Source organism: Zhihengliuella alba, assembly GCF_039538765.1.
In the GTDB taxonomy this organism is placed as follows: domain Bacteria; phylum Actinomycetota; class Actinomycetes; order Actinomycetales; family Micrococcaceae; genus Zhihengliuella; species Zhihengliuella alba.
Genome location: NZ_BAABCJ010000005.1, coordinates 279,627 through 302,497 on the forward strand (window position 1 = coordinate 279,627; position 22,871 = coordinate 302,497).

Here is a 22,871-nt window from a genome sequence, read left to right on the forward strand (position 1 = left end):
ATATTCGCGGAATATGATTGCCAGATACTGCTGAGGCGGGACCTAATGAACAACAAACGCGCACTGGATGAGCTTGATCGAGAAATTTTATTCCAATTGAGTCAAGACGGCCGGTTGACCAACCTGGAGCTCGCCCGACGGGTGGGGCTCACGCCTGCGCCCTGCTTGCGGCGGGTCCAGCGGCTCGAAGCTGAGGGAGTGATCGCCGGTTATCGGGCGGTCATCGACCCGAAGGCCGTCGGTCGCGGCTTCAGCGTGGTCATGAACGTCGAGATCACCATGACGGACCGGCAGACGGTGGAGGACTTCGAAACGGCCGTCGCAGCGCTCGAGGAAGTGACAGAGGTACGACGCGTCTACGGAGTCCCGGACTACATCATCCGTGTCGATGTCGCCGACGGCAACGAGTACGAACGTTTCCAGACCGAGAAGATGACGAAACTCCCTGGAGTGCGCCACATTGACTCACGGCTCACGATGAAACTCATTAAGAGCGCCGTCTAGCCGCCGATTCGGCCCAGCGCGGCCGTGCCGCGTCGCCGGCGCCATGAAAAAGGCCGGGCGTGCACCTCGTCCTGAGGTGCACGCCCGGCGTTCGGCGTTTCGGTGGTCCTAGAAGCGCAGGTTCCGGAGGTAGTTGAAGCCGACCTCGGCCGTCTGCAGCGGCGTGACGTCCGGCCGATCGTTCTCCACGATGAACTCCTTCGGCCGGTGGGCCGCGAAGATCCGCGCGAAGTCGATCGTGCCCGTGCCGAGGTCCGCGAAGTCGCCCGAGGCGTCGCGGTCCTTCACGTGGTACTGCAGGACCTTCTGCGGGGACTGCAGGATGGTGTCGATCGCGAACTGCACGGGATCCGCCGCGCCGACGCCGACGCCGCCGGTGACGGCCCAGTAGAGATCGATCTCGAAGTGCACCAGGCTCGGGTCCAGGCGCTCCGTGAAGATGTCCCACGGGGTGACGCCGCCGCCGACGTCGGTCGTGAACTCGTGCGCGTGGTTGTGGTAGCCGTACTTGAGGCCTGCGGCCTGCGCGACGGCAGCCTCGGCGTTCATCTCGTCCGCCCACCGGCGCCAGTCGTCACCATTGCTCGAGACGAGATAGGGGACGTTCATGTGCGTCTGGCCGAGGGTGAGGGCGTTCGCGATCTTGCCCTCCAGCGACGCGGAGTCGCGGCTGATGCCGTCGTGGCTCGAGGAGGGGCGGATGCCCAGCGCGTCCAGCGTCGAACGCATGCTCTCGGCCGTGCGGCCGTAGAGCCCGGCCAGCTCGACCTTCTGGTAGCCGTAGTCCGCCAGGCTGGCCAGGGTCGCGTCCACACCCTCGCCGTTCATGATCGAGCGGAGCGTGTAGAGCTGGATGCTGATCAGACCCGGCGGGACGGGCTTCCCGGCGCCGCCGCCCGGAGCGGCGAAGGCCGCCGCCCCGCCGACGGTGGCGAGGCCGGCCCCGAGGCCGAGGGCTGCGGCACCGCGCAGGAAGCCGCGTCGGTCGACGCCCTTCTGCTCGAGGGACTTGTTCAGGGCGGCAGAAGCATTGAAACCGAAGCACATGGTGGTTGCCTTTCTGGCAATTCTGGAGAACGCCCGGCTCGGCGAGAGCTTCGACGTCCGGATGATGTGACCACCGTTACACCATTTCCGGCTTTTGTTGTCTGTCAAGCAAAACTCGTCGGCAATCCTCGAAAGACCGTCGAGCCCGCTCAGCTGCCGGTCAGCCCGTTGACCATCTCGTCGATCCGCTCCGGGGACATCGCGTGGTGGATGGCCAGCATGCTCGCGCCCAGGACGCCCGCGTCGAGCCCAGAGCCCGACTGCACGATGCGCAGGTGCTGGGTCGCGAGGGGAATGGTGCGCGAGTAGACCATCTCGCGGATCCCGGCGATGAAGTGCTCCCCGGTGAGCGTCATGGAGCCGCCCACGACGATCACCGACGGATTGATCAGGCTGACGCATGCGGAGAGGACCTCGCCCACGTCCCGCCCGGCCTGCCGCACCGCGTGGACCGCCTCGGTGTTCCCGGCCCCCACGAGCCGGACCACGTCCTCGCCGGTCTGGGCGTCCAGGCCTTGGGCCCGCAGTTTGGTGGCGACCGCTGGGCCGGAGGCCACGGCCTCGAGGCAGTCCTGGTTCCCACAGTGGCAGGGGACCCCGTTGCCGCTGTGCACCCGGATGTGCCCGATGTCGCCGGCAACGCCGTCGGCGCCGCGCTGCAGCATGCCGCTGGAGACGATGCCGGCGCCGATGCCCGTGGCGATCTTGACGAAGAGCAGGTTGTCGACGTCCGGCCAGGCCACATTGCGCTCGCCGAGCGCCATGATGTTGACGTCGTTGTCCACCAGGACGGGGACGTGGAAGTGGTCCTGGAGGAATCCCGGGACGTCGAAGCCGTTCCACCCGGGCATGATCGGCGGGTTGATCGGTCGCCCGGTCCGGTGTTCGACGGGTCCGGGGACGCCGACCCCGATGGCCAGCAGGTCGCCGGCAGCGCGGCCCGACTCCTGCATCAGCTCGTGGCACAGCTCGACCACCGCCTCCAGGACGACGTCGGGGCCCTGGCTGACCTCGAGGGTGCGCCCCGCCTCGCGGAGCCGGTGCCCGGCCAGGTCCGTCAGGGCGACGCGGAGGTGGGACGCTCCGATGTCGACGCCGAGGACCGCCTTGCTGCCGGCCCGCAGCGCGATGCGGGACGAGGGGCGCCCGCCGGTCGAGACGGCCTCGTCGACGAAGCCGATCAGGCCCAGCTCCATGAGGGCCTCGATGCGGAGGGTCACGGTGGAGCGGGCCAGCCCCATCTGCTCGGCGAGCTCCGTCCGGGTCCTCGGGCGTCCGTCGCGGAGGAGCTGGAAGAGCTCGCTGGCGCCGGAGCCGCCGAGGCCGCTGAAGTTGCTTATGTCACTCACCGACTCATTACAGCATACTGATCGACGAAACACCTCCGGCTTTGGTTGACATTCAGAAACTTCCCACCCCGCAGGCCCCGCAGTCGGGTTGATGCACGTAGTGGTGCGGCCCGCCGACACAGCGATCGATTCAATTCGCCGGAACATCACAGACTCAGGCCGTGGATATATCGCGACAAGTCGAAGATTCGTTGTTCACCGTCATTAGTCGTGCTACGTTCTGTGATCAACGTCTCGTTGGCGACCGGAGTGCGGCGATCCCGCCGCGCCGACCGATGCGCCGCGCGGCCGTCGGCTCAGCAGAGACGCACTTCGAGGAGGAAGTCTTGACTCACCACGCCACCGCCCCTGCGGGAACCACCCGACGCCGGAGGTCCCGCCGTCTTGGGGCCGTCGCAGCCCTCTCCCTGATGGCCGGCGCCGCCCTGGCGGGCCAGCCGGCCACCGCCGCACCGGCCGCACCGGCCGGGGACGCTGCCTCGCAGTGCGCGGGCCGCGGCATCCCGGCCAGCAAGATCTCGATCCAGATGTTCAGCTACTTCGGCTGGAGCCGAGAGGCGGGCACGGAGGCCGTCCTCGCCGAGCTGGCAGAGATCGGCTACCAGAACGTGGAGCCATTCGGCGGGACGTACGAGGGCCGCACGGCCGAGCAGTTCAGAGAGCTGCTGGACCAGTACGGGCTGAAGGCGCCGACCTCCCACGGCAGCACGGACGAGGCTCGCTTCGACGACACCATCGCCTTCGCCAAGACGGTCGGCCAGAAGTACATGGGCTCCGGCGGGTCCGCGTCGCCGGGGATCGGATCCCTCGAGGACACGCTCGCCACGGCCGAGGCGCTCGACCGGCTCGGCGAGAGGTCGAAGAAGTCCGGCACCGGCAAGATCTTCGTGCACAACCACCAGAGCGAGTTCACCACGCAGTACGTCGACCCCGGGTCGGGCGAGACGAAGAGCGCCTGGGAACTGCTCGTGGAGAACACCGACCCGCGCTACGTCACCTTCCAGCTGGACGTCCTCTGGGCCGCCGACGCCGGCATCGATGTCGCACAGCTGATCGAGGAGCACGGAGACCGGATCGAGCTCCTGCACGTGAAGGACGGACTCCTCAACGGCGACGAGCGCGCGATTCCGACCGACGTCGGGGAGGGCGAGCTGGACTGGGCGCCGATCCTCGACGCGGCCCAGGGCAAGGTCAAGTACTACATCGTCGAGCGGGACGGGGCGCCGGCCACCGCCGAGTTCGCGCAGGACAGCTTCGACTTCCTGACCTGCTACACGTACTGACCGCCGCGCGGCCCGGCCTGCGCACGCACCATCCCTGCTCGTCGGCAGGGCGCCACCCCACCGTGAAAGGAAGAACCAACGTGGGCATAACAGCCGAAGAGAGGCCCGGCGGGACCGCGCCCGGGAGCGCCCGGGCACCGGGGAGGACCGGCCTCTGGCTCATCGGTGCACGCGGCTCCGTCGCGACCACCGCCACGGCGGGCCTGGCGGCGATCGCCGGCGGCCTGGCCCCCGCCACCGGCTGCGTGACCGAGCAGGGCCGGCTCGGTGCCCTCCCCCTGACTGCCTTCGGCGACCTGGTGGTCGGCGGGCACGACATCAGCGAGGTCTCCATCGCCAAGCGCGCGGAGCTCCTGGTGGAGTCCGGCATGCTCCCGCTGCGGCTGGTCGAGTCCGTCCGCGACGAGCTGGACGAGGCGGACGAGCGGGTGCGCCCGGGCTACTACCCGGCCGGGCCGGGATCCGCCGCGGGGCACGCGCCCGGCGGGGCGGCCGCGGTCTCCCAGGCGGACGCCGCGCGCCGGCTGGCCCGGGACATCACCGCGTTCCGCGAGGACCACGGGCTCGACCGCGTGGTCGTCATCGACGTCGCGTCCACGGAGCCGCCAATCGACGACCGGCCCGAGTTCGCCGATCCGGCGCTGCTCCTCGAGGCCCTGGAAGACCCGTCGCGGCAGATCCTCCCGCCGAGCTCGCTCGGCGCCTACGCGGCGATCCTCGCCGGAGCCCCCTACGCCTGCTTCACGCCCTCGGCCGCGCTGGGCATTCCCGCGCTGCGCCGGCTCGCCGAGGAGCGCGGCCTCCCCACCGCCGGGCAGGACGGCAAGACCGGACAGACGTGGCTGCGCTCCGTCCTCGCCCCGGCCTTCGCCGCCCGCGGGCTGCGGGTGCTGTCCTGGGCCGGCGCCAACCTCCTCGGCGGAGGCGACGGTGCGACCCTCGCCGACCCGCAGGCGGTGGCCGGCAAGCTGCAGTCCAAGAATCGCGGCCTGCAGCAGCTGACCGGCGGCGCCACCACGCCCCTGCACATCGACAACGTCCAGGACCTCGGCGAGACCAAGGTCGCGTGGGACCACATCAACGTGGAGGGCTTCCTCGGCTCCCGCCTGTCGCTCCAGACCACGTGGTCCGCGTTCGACTCGATGCTCGCCGCCCCCATGCTCCTCGACCTCGCCCGGCTCCTGGCGCTCGCCGACGCGGCGGGGGAGAGCGGCCACATCGCGGCACTCGGCTTCTTCTTCAAGGACCCCTGGGGCAGCGACGAGCACTCCTTCGCCGAGCAGACCCGCCTCCTCGCCGAGTGGGCGGAGGCCGCCAGCGCCCGGGTCGCCTCCCGCAGCGGGGCCGGCGGCGGGAGCCGCCCGTGAGCGGCCCCTCCGCGAGCGCCATGCGGGACTACCTCGAGCTCGTGCGCGCTCCCGCGGTCCTCACGGTCCTCGGGGACACCCTGGCCGGCGGCGCGGCCGCCGGGCACCCGGTCGGCGGCCGCCGGCTCGCGCTGCCGCTGGCGAGCGCCTGCCTGTACGCCGGGGGGATGGCGCTCAACGACTACGCCGATCGCGGCATCGACGCCGTCGAGCGACCCGAGCGGCCCGTCCCCTCCGGCCGCATCAGCCCCGAGCGGGCGCTGGGCGCGGCGGCGGCCCTCACCGTCCTGGGCCTGGGCCTGAGTGCCGTGGGCGGCGGGCGCCGCTCGCTCGCCGTCGGCGCGCCGCTCGCCGCCGCGATCTGGTCCTACGACCTCGCGGCCAAGCGGCACCCCGTCCCCGCGGCCCTGACGATGGGCGTCTGCCGGGCCCTCGACGTCCTCATGGGCACCGGCACCGCGGACCTCCGCAGCGCGCTGCCCGCGGCCGCGGCCATGGGCGGCCACACCGTCGCCGTCACGGCCCTGTCCCGCGGTGAGGTCAACGGCACCGACACGACGACGGCGGCCGGCGCCGCCGCCACGACGGCCCTGGTCTCGGCGTCGGTCCTCGCCGGAGCGCCCCGCTCCTGGCGGGGCGCACTCCCGGTCCTCGCGGCCGTGGGGGTCTACGCCGCACGTTGCGCACCCGCGCAGGTGGAGGCGGCGCGGGACCCCGCCGCACGGAACGCCCTCGAGGCGACGAAGCGCGGCATCCGCGCGATGGTCCCGCTCCAGGCAGCCCTCGCGTTCCGCCACGGCAGTACCGCCGCCGGGCTGGCGGTCGCCGCCGTCGACGTGCTGGGGAAGGTCCTCCGCGCGCGTTCCGCCCGGGGCACGAACAGGGAGATGAGCGAGTCGTGAGCACCGAAGCGACCCCTACCGAGACGACCCCCGCGGGACCCACCGGGGGGACGGTGACCAGCGCCCGGGGGGACCGCGCCGAGCGGGCCGGCCTGCCCTTCGCGCTCGGGTACGGGACCAACGGGTTCGCCGACCACCCGCTCCCGGTGGCGCTGGAGCTCCTCGCCGAGCAGGGGTACGACGCCGTGGCGCTGACCCTCGGCCACCCGCACCTGGACCCGTTCGCCGACGGCCTCGAGGAGCAGCTGCGCGCCCTCCGGGCCCGGCTCGACCGGCTCGGCCTCCGCGTGGTCGTCGAGACGGGCACGCGGTTCCTCCTCGACCCCCGGCGCAAGCACCGCCCCACGCTGGTCGACGAGCACGCAGAGGCCCGCGTCGACTTCCTCCGCCGCGCCGTGGACATCGCCCACGCCCTCGACGCCGAGTGCGTCTCCTTCTTCTCGGGCGTCCTCCCGGACGGCGACTCCGCGGAGACCGGCTGGGAGCGGCTGACCCGCCGCCTGCCGGAGGTCGTCGCGCACGCGGATGCCCGCGGCGTGGTCCTCGCGGTGGAGCCCGAGCCCGGCATGCTCGTGGAGACCGTCGCCGACGCGCTGCGCCTACGCGCGGCCCTCGGGGACCCCGACCGCCTGCGGCTGACCGTGGACATCGGGCACTGCGTGGTGGTGGAGCCGGGCGGGGTCCGCGGCGCGCTGCTGCAGGCCGGGGACCTGCTGGCCAACGTCCAGCTGGACGACATGCGCCCGCATGCCCACGAGCACCTGCCTTTCGGCGAGGGGATCGTGGACCTCCCGCTGGCCCTGGCCACGCTCGCCGAGCTCGACTACCGGGGCGTGGCCGCTGTCGAGCTGCCCCGTCACTCCTTCGACGGACCAGGCCTCGCCGAGCGCAGCCTGGATGCACTCCGCACCGCCTGGGCCGACGGCGCCCCGCAGCGCCGCTCCGCCACCTGGGTACGCGAGGGCGCCGCGGCCGTCGCCGCCGATCCCGGCGCCCTCGCCCGGGTCTTCGCGGTCGCGGGCCGGCACGTCGGCCGCGCCCCGCTGCATCCCGACGTCGACCCCGCCGGGATCCTCTTCGGGACCGCGGACGACCGCGCCCGCGCCGACCTGATCGTCCGGCTCGGCCGCACGCTGGAGCCCGGCGACCTCGCCTCCGCACTGCAGGAGCTCTACACCCGCGGCGACTCCGCCGAGCGGCGCGGCGTCCTCCGCGGCCTCGGCGCACTCGCTGAAGTCGGCCTGTTGGGGGAGCCCGCCATCGACACCAGTCCTCTCGGCACCCGGGCCGGTGCCAGTGACCTGGTCTCGATGGGCCTCGCCGTCACCGCCGACGCCCTCCGCGCCAACGAGACGAGCCTCGTCGCCGCGGCCGTCGGGCCCTTCGCCGCCGCCCATCTGGACCAGCACGCCTGGCGCCACGCGGTGCTGAAGCTCGTCTTCATGGGCGTCGGGCTGGAGGCCGTCGCCGGCCTGCGCGACCGGGCGGACGCGGAGCTCGCCCGCATGGCGGAGGACTTCGCCGCCGAGCGCCGCGCCGCAGGCCGCACCGTCCCCGCGGACCTGGACCTGCTCCTGCGGGCCGACGCCCGCCCCGCCACCCGTACGCCGTCGTCAGAGGAAGGACCAGCATGCGGATCTTCGATCCCCACATCCACATGACCAGCCGCACCACGAACGACTACGAGGCGATGTACGCCGCCGGCGTCCGCGCCCTCGTGGAACCCGCGTTCTGGCTGGGGCAGCCGCGCACCAGCGTCGGCTCGTTCATCGACTACTTCGACGCGCTGCTGGGCTGGGAGCGCTTCCGCGCCGCGCAGTTCGGCATCCGCCACCACGCGACCATCGCCCTGAACCCCAAGGAGGCCAACGACCCGCGCTGCGTGCCGGTCCTCGACGAGCTGCCGCGCTACCTCGTGAAGGAGGGCGTGGTCGCGGTCGGCGAGATCGGCTACGACTCCATGACCCACGCCGAGGACGCGGCGTTCAGCCGCCAGCTCGAGCTCGCGCGCGAGTACGAGCTGCCCGTCATGGTCCACACTCCGCACCGCGAGAAGCTCGCCGGCACCCACCGGACCCTCGACGTCGTCCGCGAGTCCGGCATCGCCCCGGAGACCGTCCTGGTGGACCACCTCAACGAGACCAACATCGGGATCGTCAAGGACGCCGGCGCCTGGATGGGCTTCTCCATCTACCCGGACACCAAGATGGACGAGGACCGCATGGTCGCCCTGCTGCAGCAGTACGGGACCGAGCGGATCCTCGTGAACTCAGCGGCCGACTGGGGCCGCTCCGACCCGTTGAAGACGCGGCGCACCGCCGACGCCATGCTGGCCGCCGGCTTCTCCGACGACGACGTCGACCGGGTCCTGTGGCGCAACCCCGTCGAGTTCTACGGTCAGAGCGGGCAGCTGATCCTCGACCCGATCCCCGGCTTCGACGCGGCCGGGCACCCGGACCCGGCCGCCGGCTTCGAGGGCAACTCGGTGCTCCGCGGGGCGCGCGTCTGATGCTGCTGTCCTACTGCACCAACGTCCACCCCGCCGAGGACCTCGACGGCGTCCTCCGCCAGCTCCGCGAGTACGCCGGGCCCATCCGTCGCGCCGCGGGGCTGGGGACCCTCGGCGTCGGGCTCTGGCTGCCCGCCGGCCTTGCGGCCCGCCTCGCCGGCAGCGCCGAGGACCGGGCCGTCCTGCGCGGCGTGCTGGAGGCGGAGGGACTGGTCCTGCACACGGTCAACGCGTTCCCCTACGGCGGCTTCCACGACGACGTGGTCAAGCACGCCGTCTACCAGCCCACCTGGGCCGAGCGGTCCCGACTCGAGTACACGCTGGACTGCGCCGAGGTGCTCGCCGCGCTGCTCCCCGCCGGCGCCGACGGGTCCATCTCCACCGTGCCGCTGGCGTGGCGGGAGCCCTGGACCGAGGGCCACGACGACGCCGCGACCGCCGCGTTCGCCGAGCTGTCCGCGGGCCTGCGCTCCCTGCGCGAGCGCACCGGGCGGACCGTGCGCGTGGCGGTCGAGCCCGAGCCCGGGTGCGTGCTGGACACCGTGTCCGACGTCGTCGGCTGGCTCGGCGCCAGGCTGGACCGCGGGATCGACCCCGAGTTCGTGGGGCTGTGCGTGGACGCCTGCCACCTGGCCGTGTCCTTCGCGGATCCCGCGGAGGCGGTCGCGGGGATCGACGCCGCCGGCCTGCGGATCGTCAAGGTCCAGGCCTCGGCCGCGCTGCACGTCGACGACCCGCGCGATCCGGCGGCCCGGGCCGCGCTCGAGCGCTTCGTGGAGCCCCGGTACCTGCACCAGGTCCGCGAGGACGGACCCACCGGGGTGCTCGCCGCCGACGACCTCGACGCGGCGCTCGCCGACCTCCCCGGGGCGGGACCGTGGCGGGTGCACTTCCACATCCCGCTGCACCACGTCCCCGCGCCGCCGCTGCAGACCACCGCCGACGTGCTGCGCCGCACCGTCGCGGCCGTGGACCGGCTGCCCTACGCCGACGACGTCCACCTCGACGTCGAGACCTACACCTGGAGCGTCCTGCCGGGCGCCGCCGTCGGACTCGTCGACGGCGTCGCGGCGGAGCTGGAGTGGGCGCGGTCCCACCTGCTCGCCCCCGCACCCGCCCGTACCGCTCCCTGACCCGCCCGCCGAAACTCGGAGGAGATCCGTGAAACCCGTACTGCTGCTCAACGTCGTCGGACTGACCGCCCGCGCCCTGGCGTCCATGCCGCGGCTGTCGCGCGTCGCCGCGCAGGGCTGGTCCGCCGAGCTGGCGACCGTCTTGCCGGCCGTGACCTGCTCGGTGCAGTCCACGATGCTGACCGGGCTGTCCCCGGCGCAGCACGGGATCGTCGGCAACGGCTGGTACTTCCGGGACCTCGGCGAGGTCTTCCTCTGGCGCCAGCACAACCGGCTGGTGGGGGGCGAGAAGCTCTGGGAGGCCGCCCGCCGGCAGGACCCCTCCTACCGCTCCGGCAACATCTGCTGGTGGTACGCGATGGGCATGAGCACGGACCTGACCGTGACGCCTCGGCCGGTCTACCACGCGGACGGGCGCAAGTCCCCGGACGCGTACATGCGCCCGCCGGAGCTGCACGACGAGCTGGTGGGGCACTTTGGCGAGTTCCCGCTCTTCCAGTACTGGGGGCCCACCGCCGCCATCCGCTCCAGCCGCTGGATCGCCGAGTCCACCCGGCACGTCATGCGCACCCAGCGGCCGGATCTGCTCATGGCCTATGTGCCGCATCTGGACTACGACCTGCAGCGGTTCGGCCCGCGCTCGCCTCAGGCGACGCAGGCCGCCGCCGACCTGGACGCCGCCCTCACGCCGTTGCTCGACGAGGCCGAGGCGCGCGGGTACGCGGTGGTCGCGGTCGCCGAGTACGGCATCGAGGACGCGCAGAAGCCGGTCGACGTGAACCGGGTCCTGCGGCGCGAGGGACTGCTGGAGGTCTACGTCCAGGACGGGCGGGAGCAACTGGACCCGTGGACCTCCCGCGCGTTCGCGGTTGCGGACCACCAGGTGGCGCACGTCTATATCGCCGACCCGGCGGACGTGGACCGGGTGGCGGCGCTCCTGCGATCGGTCGACGGCGTGGACGAAGTCCTGGACCGCGCCGCGCAGGCCCGGTACGGGCTGGACCACGAGCGCGCGGGGGAGCTCGTGGTGGTCGCCGAGCCGGGGGCCTGGTTCACCTACTACTTCTGGCTCGACGACGACGCCGCGCCCGAGTACGCCCGCGGCGTCGACATCCACCGCAAGCCGGGCTACGACCCGGCGGAGCTCTTCTTCGACCCGGCGGACCGGCTCGCCAAGGCCAAGGCCGGGCTGAACCTGGTCAAGAAGAAGGCCGGGCTCCGCTACGCCATGAGCACTGTCCCGCTCGACCCCTCGCACGTGCGGGGGACCCACGGCCGACTGCCCGACTCGGCCGAGGGAACGCCGTTGATCCTGGCCTCCGACCACCGCATCCCCGCCTCGGTCGCGGGTCTCGTGGAGGCGGGCCGCCAGGTCCCGGCGGCGGCGGTGAAGGGACTCGTCCTCGAGACCCAGGGGCTCCAGCACCGGGCGGAGGCGACCCGCGCCGGCGGCTGAGGTACCTCAAGAGCCGACTCACTACGCGCTTTTAGAGTCTCAAACAACATACCCGATAGGCCTGCGCTTCCCGAGCGTAAAGCCCCGTAGTGGTGCGTTGGTCATGGTACTGCTCGCCATGGAAACCCGGTCATATTCCGAGTTTGTTCTGTGAAACCACTAGCAATCTGTGAGCCGCGCCACTAGCGTTGCGAGTGACCCCGAATCCGGCTGGACCGGGTCCTCGACGACGAGAAGAAAGTTCAACGATGACAGTCAATAGACACCGGAAAGACGAGTTCGACCGGCATCGCACCCGTGCCGCGGGCTCCACCACGAGACGCGCTCTGCGAGCGGGCGCCGGCCTGGCAGTGGCGGCCCTGGCGGCCACCGCCGTCGCCGTCGTACCCGCCCAGGCCGAGCCGGCCGCTCCGACCGCGCCGCCGGACTCCGCGTTCCAGAAGGTCACCCTCAACGACGGCCCGGGCGAGCCCGTGGACCTGGCGGTCCTGCCCAACAACGACGTCCTGCACACCACCCGCGACGGCGAGGTCTGGCTGAACGACGCGGAGACCGGCCTGAACACGCTGGCCGCGACGCTGGACGTCTACGAGCATGACGAGGAGGGCCTGCAGAGCATCGCACTGGACCCGGAGTTCGGGACGAAGGGCAACAACTGGGTCTACCTCTACTACTCGCCGCCGCTGGACACGCCGGTCGACGACCCGGCGACCACCGACGTCAATGAGGGCGACGCGCCGACCACGGGCTCCGCCGAGGACTTCGCCCCGTTCGCGGGCCACCTCACGCTCTCGCGCTTCCAGTTCGACGGCTCCACGATCGACCTCTCCACGGAGCAGGAGATCATCGATGTCCCGGTCGACCGCGGCCTCTGCTGCCACGTCGGCGGCGACATCGTGTTCGACGCCGCGGGCGACCTCTACCTCTCCACCGGCGACGACACGAACCCGTTCGTCTCCGGCGGCTACACCCCGCTCGACGAGCGTCCCGACAGCAACCCCGCGTTCGACGCCCAGCGCACCTCTTCCAACACCAACGACCTGCGCGGCAAGGTCCTGCGCATCACCCCGAAGGACGGCGGCGGCTACACCATCCCGGAGGGCAACCTCTTCGCGCCGGGCACGGAGAAGACCCGTCCCGAGATCTTCGTGATGGGCTTGCGCAACCCGTTCCGGATTGAGCTGAACCAGGCCAGCGGCGAGCTCTACATCGCCGACTACTCGCCGGACGCCCGCTCCGCCGATCCCGAGCGCGGCCCGGCCGGCACGGGCAAGTGGGCCGTGACCACGGAGCCCGCGAACTACGGCTGGCCCTACTGCGCCACCGCCGAGCTGCCGTACAACGACTACGACTTCGCGACCGGGACCGCGGGCGAGCCGTTCGACTGCGCCGCACCGGTGAACGAGTCGCCGAACAACACGGGCCTCACCGAGCTGCCCCCGGTGGACCAGCCCCAGGTCTGGTACTCCTACGGCGAGTCGGCCGAGTTCCCCGAGCTGGGCACCGGCGGCATCGGCCCGATGGCCGGCCCCGCCTACGCCTTCGACGCGAAGGCCGCCAAGGGCAACGCCAGCGTCGCCTGGCCCGAGTACTTCGCGGGCAAGCCGTTCTTCTACGAGTGGACCCGCGACTACGTGAAGGCCTTCGACATCGAGGACAACCAGGACGCCTCGATCGAGGACGTCGTCGGCTCCATCGTCACCGACAACCCGATCGACATGGAGTTCGGCCCGAACGGCGCCCTCTACGTCCTCGAGTACGGCGACGGCTACTTCGGGGAGAACGAGGACGCGCAGGTCTCACGCATCGACTACATCGGCACCGGCGGCAACCACAGCCCGGTGGCGGTCGCGTCCGGCACCCCGACCGTGGGGGCCGCGCCGCTGACGGTCGAGTTCTCCAGCGAGGGGACCGCCGACGCCGACGGCGACAAGCTGAAGTACGCCTGGGACTTCGACTCCGACGGCACGGTCGACTCCAAGGAGGCGAACCCGACCTTCACCTACGAGGCGGTCGGCACCTACACCGCGAGCCTGAAGGTCACGGACATCGGCGGCAAGGACCGTGGCCGCCACTCCTCGGCCGAGGTCGCCATCGAGGTCGGCAACCAGGCGCCGGTGATCGAGTTCATCAGCCCGGTCGAGGGCCAGGACTTCCAGTTCGGCGACACCGTGAGCTACGAGGTCGTCGTGACCGACGACCAGCCGGTCGACTGCGCCCGGGTCGAGGTCACCTACATCCTCGGCCACCACACGCACGGCCACCCGCAGACCACCACGTCGGGCTGCACCGGCACGCTGACCACCACCGTCCCCGAGGGCCACGACCCCGCGGTCGACGACCTCTCGGCCGTCTTCAACGCCAGCTACACGGACCTCGGCGACGAGACCTCCGATCCGCTAACCGGCACCGCCGAGGTGGTGCTGTACCAGAACTGACGCACCGAGGGATCGGCCCGGAACCCACCGGGCGGACGATCTGCAGGGCAGCGGGCCCCGCTCCAGCTCAGGCTGGGGCGGGGCCCGCTGCGTTGCCGGCGGGGTCGGCCAGGAGCGGCTCGAAGGCCAGCTCCGCGGCGCCGAGCAGGATGGAGTCGGTGCCGAGGGGCGCCAGCTCGATCCTCACGTCCTCCCGGGGGCCGTGGCCGCCGCCGGCGCGCAGGGCGCCGTCGAGAACATCCGGGACCGTCCGGGCGAGGATCCGCAGGAAGCCGCCGAGGACGATCATCGACGGGTTGAGGTGGTTGACGACGCTGCGCAGCCCGACGCCGAGGAGACCGGCCTGCCGCTCGACGACCTCGCGGAGGCCGGCGGAGCCCGGCCCGTCGGAGCGCAGGCGCTCCAGGACGATCTCCTCGAGGTCCTCGACCTCTCCCCGGGGCAGGTCGGCGGCCTCCAGCAGCGCGCGCCGGGTGACCTCCGCCTCGAGGCAGCCGCGCGAGCCGCACGCGCAGAGCGCGCCGTCGGTCCGGACCAGGGTGTGGCCGAGCTGCCCGGCGAAGCCGGTGGCGCCGCGGACCAGGCGTCCGCCGGTGACCAGCCCGCCGCCGATGCCGCTGCCGCCGCCGAAGACGTAGGCGAAGTCGGGGACGTCCCGGGCGGCGCCGAAGGCGGCCTGCGCGCGGGCGCCCACCACGGCGTCGTTCGCGGCGCTGAACGGCAGCCCGAGCGCCTCGGCCAGGCGCGCGGCGAGCGGCTCGCCGCGCCAGTCGAGCTGCGGTGCCTCGATGACCGAGCCGTCCGCGGGGTCCACCAGCCCGGGCACGGCGAGGCCGGCGCCCAGGACCCGGCGGCCGGCCGGCAGGGACGTGCGCATGCCCGTGTAGACGGCGGTGACGATGTTGACGACCTCGTCCGCCGACGGGGGCCGCACCGTGTTGAAGCGGACCGGGGACGGGATCCGCCCACCGAGGCCGACGAGGGCGACGTTCACGGCGTCCACGTCCGGGTTGACCGCCAGGACGAGGGCGTCCGGGCTCGGCTCGATCATGATGCTGGGGCGGCCCTGCTGCTGCGTCTGGTCCAGGTCGCTCTCCACCACCAGCCCCAGCTGGACGAGCTCGCCGACGAGCGCGGCGATGGTGGAGCGGTTCAGTCCGGTGGCGCGGGTGAGCTGCGCGCGGGAGAGGCCGGAGGTGGAGTGGACCAGGCCGAGGACCGCGGAGAGGTTGTGCTGGCGGGTGGAGTCCCGGTTGCTGCCCAGGCGGCTGCCGGTCGCCACGGTGCCGCCCGGACCGCCGGCGCCCCGGCCGAGGGGGACCGGGCGCGGTCCGGTGGGGGCACGGGCGGCGACCCGCTCCGACGCTCTCTCTTGCACCCGGATAGGTCCTTTCTGGCCGGTCTCCCGTGCTGGTCCGTCCCATCGTAGTCGCAAGGATCCGGGCGGAGCCGCAGAGATCCGGGATCCGCGGCGGCGCGGCTCAGGTCGCGGGGCGGTGGGCGGGACCCGGCGCCGCGCCGGGCCCACCTGGGCGGACCCGTCCCACGACGGCGCGCAGCAGGCCGCCCAGCCGCTGGCGCAGGGGCGCCGGGACGCCGTCGGACTCCAGGGCCGCGAGCGCGCGTCCGGCATGCCGGGCGGCGAGGTCGACGGCGTGGTCGCGGGCGCCGCAGTCGACGAGGACGCGTCGGATGCGCTCGGCGTCGGCCGGGGTCAGGTCCGGCCTGCCGACGAGCCCGGCGATGCGGTCCCACCCGGGCCGGGACGCGGCGTAGGCCAGGAGCACCGTGCGCTTGCCCTCGCGGAGGTCGCTGCAGCCCGTCTTCCCGGTGCTGCTCGCGTCGCCGAAGGCACCGAGGACGTCGTCGACCAGCTGGTAGGCGATGCCGGCGTCCCGGCCGAAGCGCTGCAGCGCGTCCGCGGCGGGAGCCGGCGCCCCGGCCAGCACGGCGCCGGCGCGCAGGGGCGCCTCGAAGGAGTAGACGGAGGTCTTCCGGTGCGCCGTCTTGGCGAGGTCCTCCATGGACGGCGGCGCGGCCGCGTGGCTGAGCTCGACGTCGTACACCTCCCCGCCGACCGAGGAGAAGACCGCGTCGTCGAGGAGGTCGTGGAGGCGCTGCTCGACCTCGCGCGGGGCCTCGATCCGGCGCAGGAGCCGGTACGCGCCCGCCAGCGCGAGGTCGCCGGCCAGGAGGCCGGCGGAGGTCCCGGCGTGCTCGGCCTCCGCCGCGTCGGCGCCGGCCCGCAGCGCCCGGTTCCGGTAGCGCCCGGAGACGTTGGGGACGCCGCGGCGGACGGTGTCGCGGTCGATGACGTCGTCATGGACCAGCAGGGCGGTGTGGAGGAGCTCGTAGGAGGCCGCGAGGAGCGCCGCCGACTGTGCGTCCGTCCCGCCCAGGTGGCGGTAGGCGAGCAGGACGAGCTGCGGCCGGGAGCGGCCGCCCCCGGCGGCCGCCCGCTCCAGGGCCTCCCAGAGCCGCAGGTAGGGCGGCCCGATGCGCGCCGCACGGAGCTTCGCGTCCGCGAAGAACCGCGCCAACTCCTCCTCCACCCGGTCCAGGCCGGGGCGATCCAGCTCCGGGTGGTCCAGCTCGGGCCGGTCCGGTCCGTCGTGGACCGGGCCGGGCTGCTGGCCCGGGCGGCAGTGCCGGCGCTGGGCGACGTCGTGCCCCGGGGCGGTGCCCGGGCCCGCGGCGAGGTCCATCGCGGGGCCTACGCCCTGATCGGCTTCGCCTTGGCCTTGCGCTCCTTGCGGACCGCGAACCGCTGCTGCAGCAGGACCGCGAGGACGATGATGGCGCCCTTGATCAGCGCCTGCACCGAGGTGTCCATGTTGTTCTGCGTGAACACGTTGGTCAGCGTGCTGAAGATCAGCACGCCCAGGACGGTGCCGATGATGGTGCCGCGCCCGCCCGCCAGCAGGGTGCCGCCCACGACGACGGCGGCGATCGCGTCGAGCTCGTAGAGCAGGCCGTGCGTGGAGGTGCCCGACGTGGTGCGGCCCATCATCATGAGGCCCGCGATGGCGGCCGTGACCCCGGCCAGCACGTAGAGCGAGACCACGTGGCGCTTGACCTTGATGCCGGCCAGGCGGGACGCCTCGAGGTTGCCGCCGATGGCGACCGTGCGGCGGCCGAAGGTGGTGCGGTTCAGCAGGAACCATCCGGCGGCCGCCACGAGCGCGAAGATCCAGACGAGGACGGGGATGCCGAGGACGTCGGCGCGCATGACGCCGGTGAAGTCCGTGTTGGTCACCAGGAGGGTCCGGCGCCCGGAGATGATCTCGGCGAGGCCGCGGGCCCCGACCAGCATGGCGAGCGTGGCGATGAAGGCGACCACGCTGCCGTAGGCGATGATCACGCCGTTGATGAGGCCCGCGAGCGCGCCCACGGCCAGGGCGACGAGCACCATGAGCAGCCACGTGGACTGCGTCGCGGCCATCTGGACGCTCGCCAGGCTGGCGACCACCGTCGTCAGGCCCATCACGGAGCCGACGGACAGGTCGATGCCGCCGGCGGTGATGACGAACGTGACGCCGATGCTGATCACGCCGATGATCGAGGCGTGCCGGAGGATGACCAGCATGTTGTCGCCGGACAGGAACCGGTCCCCGGTGGTGATGATGCCGATGACGAAGATGGCGGCCAGCGCGATGACGAGGCCGAGGCTGCGGGCGCTGGACCCGTGGAACAGGCTCTGGAGGGCCGAGCCGCCCGAGCCGCCCGAGGGGCTCGGCGCCGTGGTCTGTGCGGAGGGCTGTTCGGCCACCGGGGTCTTCTGCTCGCTCACGCGGCACTTCCCTTCATGACGAGGTCGAGCACGCCGTGCTCGTCGATATCGCTTGCTGTGGTCTGGGTGAGGACGTTGCCGTCGTCGATGACGAGGACGTGGTCCGCGAGGCCGAGGACTTCCTCGATCTCGCTGGAGATGACGATGATGGCCGTTCCGGCCTCCGCGAGCCGGCGGATGAGCGTGTAGATCTCGGCGCGGGCGCCGACGTCCACTCCGCGGGTCGGCTCGTCGAGCAGGAGGACCGAGGTCCCGTGGACCAGCCAGCGGGCCAGGAGGATCTTCTGCTGGTTGCCGCCGGAGAGCGTGCGGGCGGGACGGTCGGGGTCCGCGGGGCGGAGCTCCAGCGCCTCGATCTGCTCCCGGGCAGCGTGGCGCTCGGCCCGCTCGTCGAGCAGTCCCGCCCGCGCGAAGCGCTCGAACGTCGACAGGCTCACATTCCGGTAGATCGGCTCGTCGAGGATGAGCCCCTGGCTCTTGCGCTCCTCGGGGGAGAGGCCGATCCCGGCGTCGACCGCCGCGCTGACCGAGCCGGGCGTCAGGACCTTGCCGTTCACGGACACGCGCCCGGCGGTCGCCTTCCGCGCGCCGTAGATGGTCTCCACGATCTCCGAGCGCTGCGAGCCGACGAGCCCGGCGAAGCCCATGATCTCCCCGGCCCGGACCGTGAAGCTGAGCTTGTCGAAGTGGCCCTCGAGCTCGAGGCCGTCGACATCGAGCACCACCGGCGCATCCGCCGGCACGGGCGTCCGGTCGGGGAACACGTTGGCGACGTCGCGGCCGGTCATGAGCCGGATCAGCTCCGCCTTCGGGGTCTCGGTGACGTGGAGCCCGTTGGCCGTGCTGCGCCCGTCCTTGATGACGGAGATGCGGTCGCCGATCTGGCGGATCTCCTCGAGCCGGTGGGAGATGTAGACGACGGCGATCCCCTGCCCCGTCAGCTCGCGCACCACGCGGAAGAGGTTCTCGACCTCGCCGGCGTCGAGGATGGCACTGGGCTCGTCCATGATGATCAGTTTGGTGTCGCGCGACAGGGCGCGGGCCATACTGACGATCTGCTTGTTGGCGGCCGAGAGCGAGCCGACCTCGCGCGACGGAGAGAGTCCGCCGTGCCCGAGCCGCTCCAGGAGGGCGCGGGCCGTGGCGTTGGCCTGCTTCACGTGGAGCACGCCGCTGGTCGCCCGCTCGTGCCCCAGGAAGATGTTCTCCGCGACGGTCAGGCCGTCCACGACGTCGAGCTCCTGGTACATGGTGGCGATGCCGAGGTCCAGCGCCGCCGTGGGGCTGTGGAGCTCGACCTCCTCGCCCTCCCAGAAGATCTGGCCCTCGTCGGGCCGGTGCACTCCGGAGAGCGTCTTGATGAGCGTCGACTTGCCGGCGCCGTTCTGGCCCATGACGCAGTGGACCTCCCCGGCGCGCACGTCGAGGTCCACGCCCTTGAGGGCCTGGACGGCAGCGAAGCGCTTGGAGATTCCCCGGACTTCGAGCAGGGGCCGTGGCTGATCTTCTTGCAACATGTGGTGAACCTAACACATTATGTCGGCGCTCGGTAGAAGCCCGTCGATTTTCTCCAGGGTTCTGTTATTGTGACTGGAGTCACGCATACGTCGGCCTTCGAGTCTGGGGTTCGGATCTGGCGTCGACGCACCTAACTCACTGAGGAGAGACACATGCTTGCAGTTCGAACGGGACGGAAAATGCTCGTCACCACCGGCGCCCTCCTGGCTGTCGGTGCACTCGTCACCGGATGCTCGTCGTCCGCCGAGGGCGGGGGCGCGCAGCCGACCAACGCCACGGTCGACGGAAACGCCGCCGAGGGCGAGACCGTGGTCATCGGCTTCTCGGGCCCCGCCGCCGACCACGGCTGGCTGGGCGCCATCAACTCCGCCGCCATCGCGGAGGGCGAGAACTTCGCCGACGTCGACCTGCGGGTGGCGGAGGGCACCAACGACGCCAACCTCCAGATCAGCCAGGTGGAGCAGTTCATCAACGACGGCGTGGACGCGATCGTGCTTCTGCCGACGGACGGCGCCGCACTGACGGCCGTCGCCACCAAGGCCATGGAGGCCGGCATCCCGGTCGTCAATGTGGACCGCGAGTTCTCGAGCCCGGCCGCGGCGCGCACCACGATCCTCGGCGACAACTACGGCATGGGCCAGAGCGCCGGAAACTACATCTGCGAGCGACTGGGCGACAACCCAGACGCCGTCGTCGCCGAGATCGCCGGCGTCGACTCCCTGCCGCTGACCACCGAGCGCAGCGAGGGCTTCGCGGACGCGCTCGAGACCTGCGGGCTCGACGTCGACAACCGCGTCGCCGCCGACTTCACGGTCGCCGGCGGCGAGGCGGCGGCCTCCCAGCTGCTCGCCGCAGCCCCCGAGATCGACGCCATCTGGAACCACGACGACGACCAGGGCCACGGCGTCCTGTCCGCCATCGACACCGCCGGCCGCGACGAGTTCTTCATGGTCGGCGGCGCGGGCTCGGCCAACGCCATGGAGCTGATCAAGGGCGGCGAGAGCGTCCTCGAGGCCACGGTCGTGTACCCGTCGACGCAGGCCGCCGACGGCGTCCGCCTCGCCCGCCTGATCGCCCAGGACAAGGCGATGAGCGATCTGGTGGAGGTCGAGGTGCCCAAGCGCATCGTCCTGAACGCCCCGGTGGTCACCAGCGAGAACGTCGACCAGTACCTGCCGACGGCCTTCGCGTCCTAGCGGCAGGGGAGGGCGGCGCCCCGCGCCGGGGCGCCGCCCTCCCCTCGGCGCGTGCCGCCGCCGATCCCACGAACAGCTCCGTCAACAACCAGCCCCGCCGGGGTGCAGGAGGAAAGATGCCGAACGAAGTACCGCCGCTGAGAGTCGCCATGATCGGAAACGGGTTCATGGGGGCGGCCCATTCGCAGGGATGGCGGGTCGCGCCGCGGTTCTTCGACTTACCGGCCCGGCCGGAGATGACGCTGCTGGTGGGCCGGGACGCGGGCCGCGCCGAGGCCGCGGCCGCCAAGTGGGGCTGGCAGGAGAGCGCGGACGACTGGCGCGTCGCCATCGAGCGCGACGACATCGACGTCGTGGACATCGTGACCCCGGGCGGATCCCACGCCGAGATCGCGATCGCCGCCCTGGAGGCCGGCAAGCACGTCCTCTGCGAGAAGCCGCTGGCCAACACGCTCGAGGAGGCCGCCGCCATGGCCGAGGCCGCGGAGCGGGCCGGCCAGGACGTCTACGCGATGGTCGGCTTCACGTACCGCCGCGTCCCCGCGGCGACCTTCGCCCGCGACCTCGTCCGCTCCGGTGCCATCGGCGAGATCCGGCAGGTCCGCGCCGCCTACCTGCAGGACTGGCTGGTGGACCCCGAGGCGCCGCTGACGTGGCGGCTGAAGAAGGAGCACGCCGGCTCCGGCGCCCTCGGCGACCTCGGCGCCCACGCCGTCGACCTCTCGCAGTTCATCACCGGGCAGCGCGTCACTGGGGTGAGCGGCATCCTCAACACGTTCGTCGACGAGCGCCCGGTGCTCGGTACCGAGTCGGAGCGCGGTGCGGTCACCGTCGACGACACGGCGCTCTTCACGGGCCGGTTCGACGGTGGCGCCGTCGGTTCCTTCGAGGCGACGCGCATGTCCACCGGCCGCAAGAACTCCCTGCGGATCGAGGTCGCCGGCTCCGCCGGGGCCATCTCCTTCGATCTGGAGGACTACAACTCGCTCGGGTTCTACGACGCCACCGCACCGGGCACGCGGCAGGGCTTCGCCGAGATCATGGTGACCGAGCCGGAGCACCCCTACATGTCCGCGTGGTGGCCCACCGGCCACGCCCTCGGCTACGAGCACGGGTTCGTGCACCAGGCCAAGGACTTCGTCGAGGCCGTCGCCGCGGGCCGCCAGCCCGAGCCCTCCTTCGCCGACGGCTACCAGGTCCAGCGCGTCCTCGACGCCGTCGAGCGCAGCGCCGGACAGGCCAGCGCCTGGACCGTTGCCGACTAGCGCTCGATCAGCACGAGACCCACCCGCAGAAGCCCACTTCGACGAGACCCATCACGACGACACCAGGATCTACCGACGCGAGGAGCAACCGCATGGCACGCAACTTCACCCTGTTCACCGGCCAGTGGGCCGACCTGCCACTCGAGGAGGTCGCTCGCCTCGCCGCCGGCTGGGGCTACGACGGCCTCGAGATCGCCGTCTCCGGCGAGCACCTGGACGCGTGGAGGTGGGACGACGACGACTACATCGCCGAGCGCCTCGGCATCCTCGAGCGCCACGGGCTCAAGGTCTGGACCATCTCCAACCACCTCAAGGGCCAGGCCGTCTGCGACGACCCGATCGACTTCCGCCACCAGGCGGTTGTCGGCGAGCGGGTCTGGGGCGACGGCGACCCCGAGGGCGTCCGGCAGCGGGCCGCCGAGGAACTCAAGAACACGGCCCGGCTCGCCAAGCGCCTCGGCGTGGACACCGTCGTCGGATTCACCGGATCCTCGATCTGGCAGTACGTCGCGATGTTCCCGCCGGTGCCCGCCGAGCGGATCGAGGCCGGCTACCAGGACTTCGCCGACCGCTGGAACCCGATCCTGGACGTCTTCGACGAGTGCGGCGTGCGGTTCGCGCACGAGGTCCACCCGTCGGAGATCGCCTACGACTACTGGTCGACCGTCAAGACGCTGGAGGCCGTGGGCCACCGCGAGGCGTTCGGCCTGAACTGGGACCCCAGCCACATGATGTGGCAGGGGATCGACCCGGTGGCGTTCATCTCCGACTTCGCCGACCGCATCTACCACGTGGACTGCAAGGACACGCGGATGCGGATGGGCGGCGGCCGCAACGGCGTCCTGGGCTCGCACCTGCCGTGGGGCGACCCGCGGCGGGGTTGGGACTTCGTCTCGGCGGGCCGCGGCGACGTCCCCTGGGAGGATGCGTTCCGCGCGCTCGCGGCGATCGGTTACGACGGGCCGATCTCGATCGAGTGGGAGGACGCCGGCATGGATCGATTGCACGGAGCGCCCGAGTCGCTGGCCGCGCTGAAGAAGCTGGACTTCCCGGCCTCGACGACGTCCTTCGACGCCGCCTTCAAGCAGGACTGACGCAAGGACCGTCCGTCCGA

The 22,871-nt window shown here is 72.1% G+C and carries 18 protein-coding genes; 12 read left to right on the forward strand and 6 right to left on the reverse strand.

The genetic code is table 11. The annotated features are described in order from the left end of the window. Nucleotides 1-45: 45 nt before the first annotated feature. Nucleotides 46-504 carry an Lrp/AsnC family transcriptional regulator gene (locus tag ABD784_RS10865; RefSeq protein WP_344884245.1) on the forward strand — a complete coding sequence of 153 codons (459 nt, stop codon included), beginning with the start codon at nucleotides 46-48 and terminating at the stop codon, nucleotides 502-504. A gap of 108 nt (nucleotides 505-612) precedes the next feature. On the opposite strand, the gene ABD784_RS10870 is transcribed toward ABD784_RS10865, so the two are convergent. Together ABD784_RS10870 and ABD784_RS10875 are read right to left on the reverse strand one after the other, a co-directional pair. After that, entirely contained in the window at nucleotides 613-1,551 is a 939-nt protein-coding gene (locus ABD784_RS10870) for a sugar phosphate isomerase/epimerase family protein (RefSeq protein WP_344884248.1), read from the reverse strand. A 149-nt stretch (nucleotides 1,552-1,700) separates the two neighbouring features. Continuing rightward, nucleotides 1,701-2,900, reverse strand: a complete 1,200-nt coding sequence (locus tag ABD784_RS10875) for an ROK family transcriptional regulator (RefSeq protein ID WP_344884251.1) — start codon at nucleotides 2,898-2,900, stop codon at nucleotides 1,701-1,703. 326 nt (nucleotides 2,901-3,226) lie between these two features. Between ABD784_RS10875 and ABD784_RS10880 the strand changes: the two genes are divergently transcribed. The 8 genes from ABD784_RS10880 (at nucleotide 3,227) to ABD784_RS10915 (ending at nucleotide 13,988) form a co-directional block, all read left to right on the forward strand. After that, complete coding sequence (locus ABD784_RS10880; RefSeq protein WP_344884254.1) at nucleotides 3,227-4,183, forward strand: sugar phosphate isomerase/epimerase family protein; 957 nt, start codon at nucleotides 3,227-3,229, stop codon at nucleotides 4,181-4,183. 80 nt (nucleotides 4,184-4,263) lie between these two features. After that, nucleotides 4,264-5,550, forward strand: coding sequence for an inositol-3-phosphate synthase (locus tag ABD784_RS10885; protein WP_344884257.1), 1,287 nt, complete (start codon nucleotides 4,264-4,266; stop codon nucleotides 5,548-5,550). Beyond that, on the forward strand, nucleotides 5,547-6,452 hold the full coding sequence (locus ABD784_RS10890) for an SCO3242 family prenyltransferase (protein ID WP_344884260.1): 906 nt from the start codon (nucleotides 5,547-5,549) through the stop codon (nucleotides 6,450-6,452). The genes ABD784_RS10885 and ABD784_RS10890 overlap by 4 nt, the downstream gene beginning before the upstream one ends. Next, nucleotides 6,449-8,113, forward strand: coding sequence for a TIM barrel protein (locus tag ABD784_RS10895; RefSeq protein WP_344884262.1), 1,665 nt, complete (start codon nucleotides 6,449-6,451; stop codon nucleotides 8,111-8,113). Before ABD784_RS10890 ends, ABD784_RS10895 begins: the two co-directional genes overlap by 4 nt. Beyond that, on the forward strand, nucleotides 8,083-8,961 hold the full coding sequence (locus tag ABD784_RS10900; protein ID WP_344884265.1) for a TatD family hydrolase: 879 nt from the start codon (nucleotides 8,083-8,085) through the stop codon (nucleotides 8,959-8,961). Before ABD784_RS10895 ends, ABD784_RS10900 begins: the two co-directional genes overlap by 31 nt. Beyond that, nucleotides 8,961-10,094 (forward strand): metabolite traffic protein EboE, encoded by a 1,134-nt coding sequence (eboE, locus tag ABD784_RS10905; protein WP_344884268.1) that lies wholly within the window; start codon nucleotides 8,961-8,963, stop codon nucleotides 10,092-10,094. Before ABD784_RS10900 ends, eboE begins: the two co-directional genes overlap by 1 nt. Nucleotides 10,095-10,122: 28 nt before the next feature. Next, nucleotides 10,123-11,550 (forward strand): alkaline phosphatase family protein, encoded by a 1,428-nt coding sequence (locus ABD784_RS10910; RefSeq protein ID WP_344884271.1) that lies wholly within the window; start codon nucleotides 10,123-10,125, stop codon nucleotides 11,548-11,550. Nucleotides 11,551-11,798: 248 nt separating this feature from the next. Next, nucleotides 11,799-13,988, forward strand: a complete 2,190-nt coding sequence (locus ABD784_RS10915; RefSeq protein ID WP_344884275.1) for a PQQ-dependent sugar dehydrogenase — start codon at nucleotides 11,799-11,801, stop codon at nucleotides 13,986-13,988. A gap of 67 nt (nucleotides 13,989-14,055) precedes the next feature. Here ABD784_RS10915 and ABD784_RS10920 read toward each other — a convergent pair whose 3' ends face one another. From ABD784_RS10920 to ABD784_RS10935, 4 genes are all read right to left on the reverse strand, one after another. Then, nucleotides 14,056-15,366 (reverse strand): ROK family transcriptional regulator, encoded by a 1,311-nt coding sequence (locus ABD784_RS10920; RefSeq protein ID WP_344884278.1) that lies wholly within the window; start codon nucleotides 15,364-15,366, stop codon nucleotides 14,056-14,058. Between the two features lie 103 nt (nucleotides 15,367-15,469). Next, complete coding sequence (locus ABD784_RS10925; protein ID WP_344884281.1) at nucleotides 15,470-16,693, reverse strand: polyprenyl synthetase family protein; 1,224 nt, start codon at nucleotides 16,691-16,693, stop codon at nucleotides 15,470-15,472. A gap of 8 nt (nucleotides 16,694-16,701) precedes the next feature. Then, nucleotides 16,702-17,778: an ABC transporter permease gene (locus ABD784_RS10930; RefSeq protein WP_344884283.1), complete on the reverse strand. Its 1,077-nt coding sequence runs from the start codon at nucleotides 17,776-17,778 to the stop codon at nucleotides 16,702-16,704. Beyond that, nucleotides 17,775-19,295 (reverse strand): sugar ABC transporter ATP-binding protein, encoded by a 1,521-nt coding sequence (locus tag ABD784_RS10935; RefSeq protein WP_344884286.1) that lies wholly within the window; start codon nucleotides 19,293-19,295, stop codon nucleotides 17,775-17,777. Before ABD784_RS10935 ends, ABD784_RS10930 begins: the two co-directional genes overlap by 4 nt. Before the next feature lie 180 nt (nucleotides 19,296-19,475). On the opposite strand from ABD784_RS10935, the gene ABD784_RS10940 reads away from it, so the two are divergent. The 3 genes from ABD784_RS10940 (at nucleotide 19,476) to ABD784_RS10950 (ending at nucleotide 22,851) form a co-directional block, all read left to right on the forward strand. Continuing rightward, nucleotides 19,476-20,492: a substrate-binding domain-containing protein gene (locus tag ABD784_RS10940; protein ID WP_344884289.1), complete on the forward strand. Its 1,017-nt coding sequence runs from the start codon at nucleotides 19,476-19,478 to the stop codon at nucleotides 20,490-20,492. Between the two features lie 149 nt (nucleotides 20,493-20,641). Next, a complete protein-coding gene (locus tag ABD784_RS10945; protein WP_344884647.1) occupies nucleotides 20,642-21,757 on the forward strand; it encodes a Gfo/Idh/MocA family protein in 1,116 nt (371 codons plus the stop codon). 92 nt (nucleotides 21,758-21,849) lie between these two features. Continuing rightward, entirely contained in the window at nucleotides 21,850-22,851 is a 1,002-nt protein-coding gene (locus ABD784_RS10950) for a sugar phosphate isomerase/epimerase family protein (RefSeq protein WP_344884292.1), read from the forward strand. Nucleotides 22,852-22,871 lie beyond the last annotated feature (20 nt).

What these genes read in the sequence shown, in the direction of transcription:
- ABD784_RS10865 (WP_344884245.1), top strand. Translation starts at nt 46, where the DNA reads ATGAACAACAAACGCGCACTGGATGAGCTTGATCGAGAAATTTTATTC.
- ABD784_RS10870 (WP_344884248.1), bottom strand. Translation starts at nt 1,551, where the DNA reads ATGTGCTTCGGTTTCAATGCTTCTGCCGCCCTGAACAAGTCCCTCGAG.
- ABD784_RS10900 (WP_344884265.1), top strand. Translation starts at nt 8,083, where the DNA reads ATGCGGATCTTCGATCCCCACATCCACATGACCAGCCGCACCACGAAC.
- eboE (WP_344884268.1), top strand. Translation starts at nt 8,961, where the DNA reads ATGCTGCTGTCCTACTGCACCAACGTCCACCCCGCCGAGGACCTCGAC.
- ABD784_RS10915 (WP_344884275.1), top strand. Translation starts at nt 11,799, where the DNA reads ATGACAGTCAATAGACACCGGAAAGACGAGTTCGACCGGCATCGCACC.
- ABD784_RS10925 (WP_344884281.1), bottom strand. Translation starts at nt 16,693, where the DNA reads ATGGACCTCGCCGCGGGCCCGGGCACCGCCCCGGGGCACGACGTCGCC.
- ABD784_RS10935 (WP_344884286.1), bottom strand. Translation starts at nt 19,295, where the DNA reads ATGTTGCAAGAAGATCAGCCACGGCCCCTGCTCGAAGTCCGGGGAATC.
- ABD784_RS10940 (WP_344884289.1), top strand. Translation starts at nt 19,476, where the DNA reads ATGCTCGTCACCACCGGCGCCCTCCTGGCTGTCGGTGCACTCGTCACC.
- ABD784_RS10945 (WP_344884647.1), top strand. Translation starts at nt 20,642, where the DNA reads ATGATCGGAAACGGGTTCATGGGGGCGGCCCATTCGCAGGGATGGCGG.
- ABD784_RS10950 (WP_344884292.1), top strand. Translation starts at nt 21,850, where the DNA reads ATGGCACGCAACTTCACCCTGTTCACCGGCCAGTGGGCCGACCTGCCA.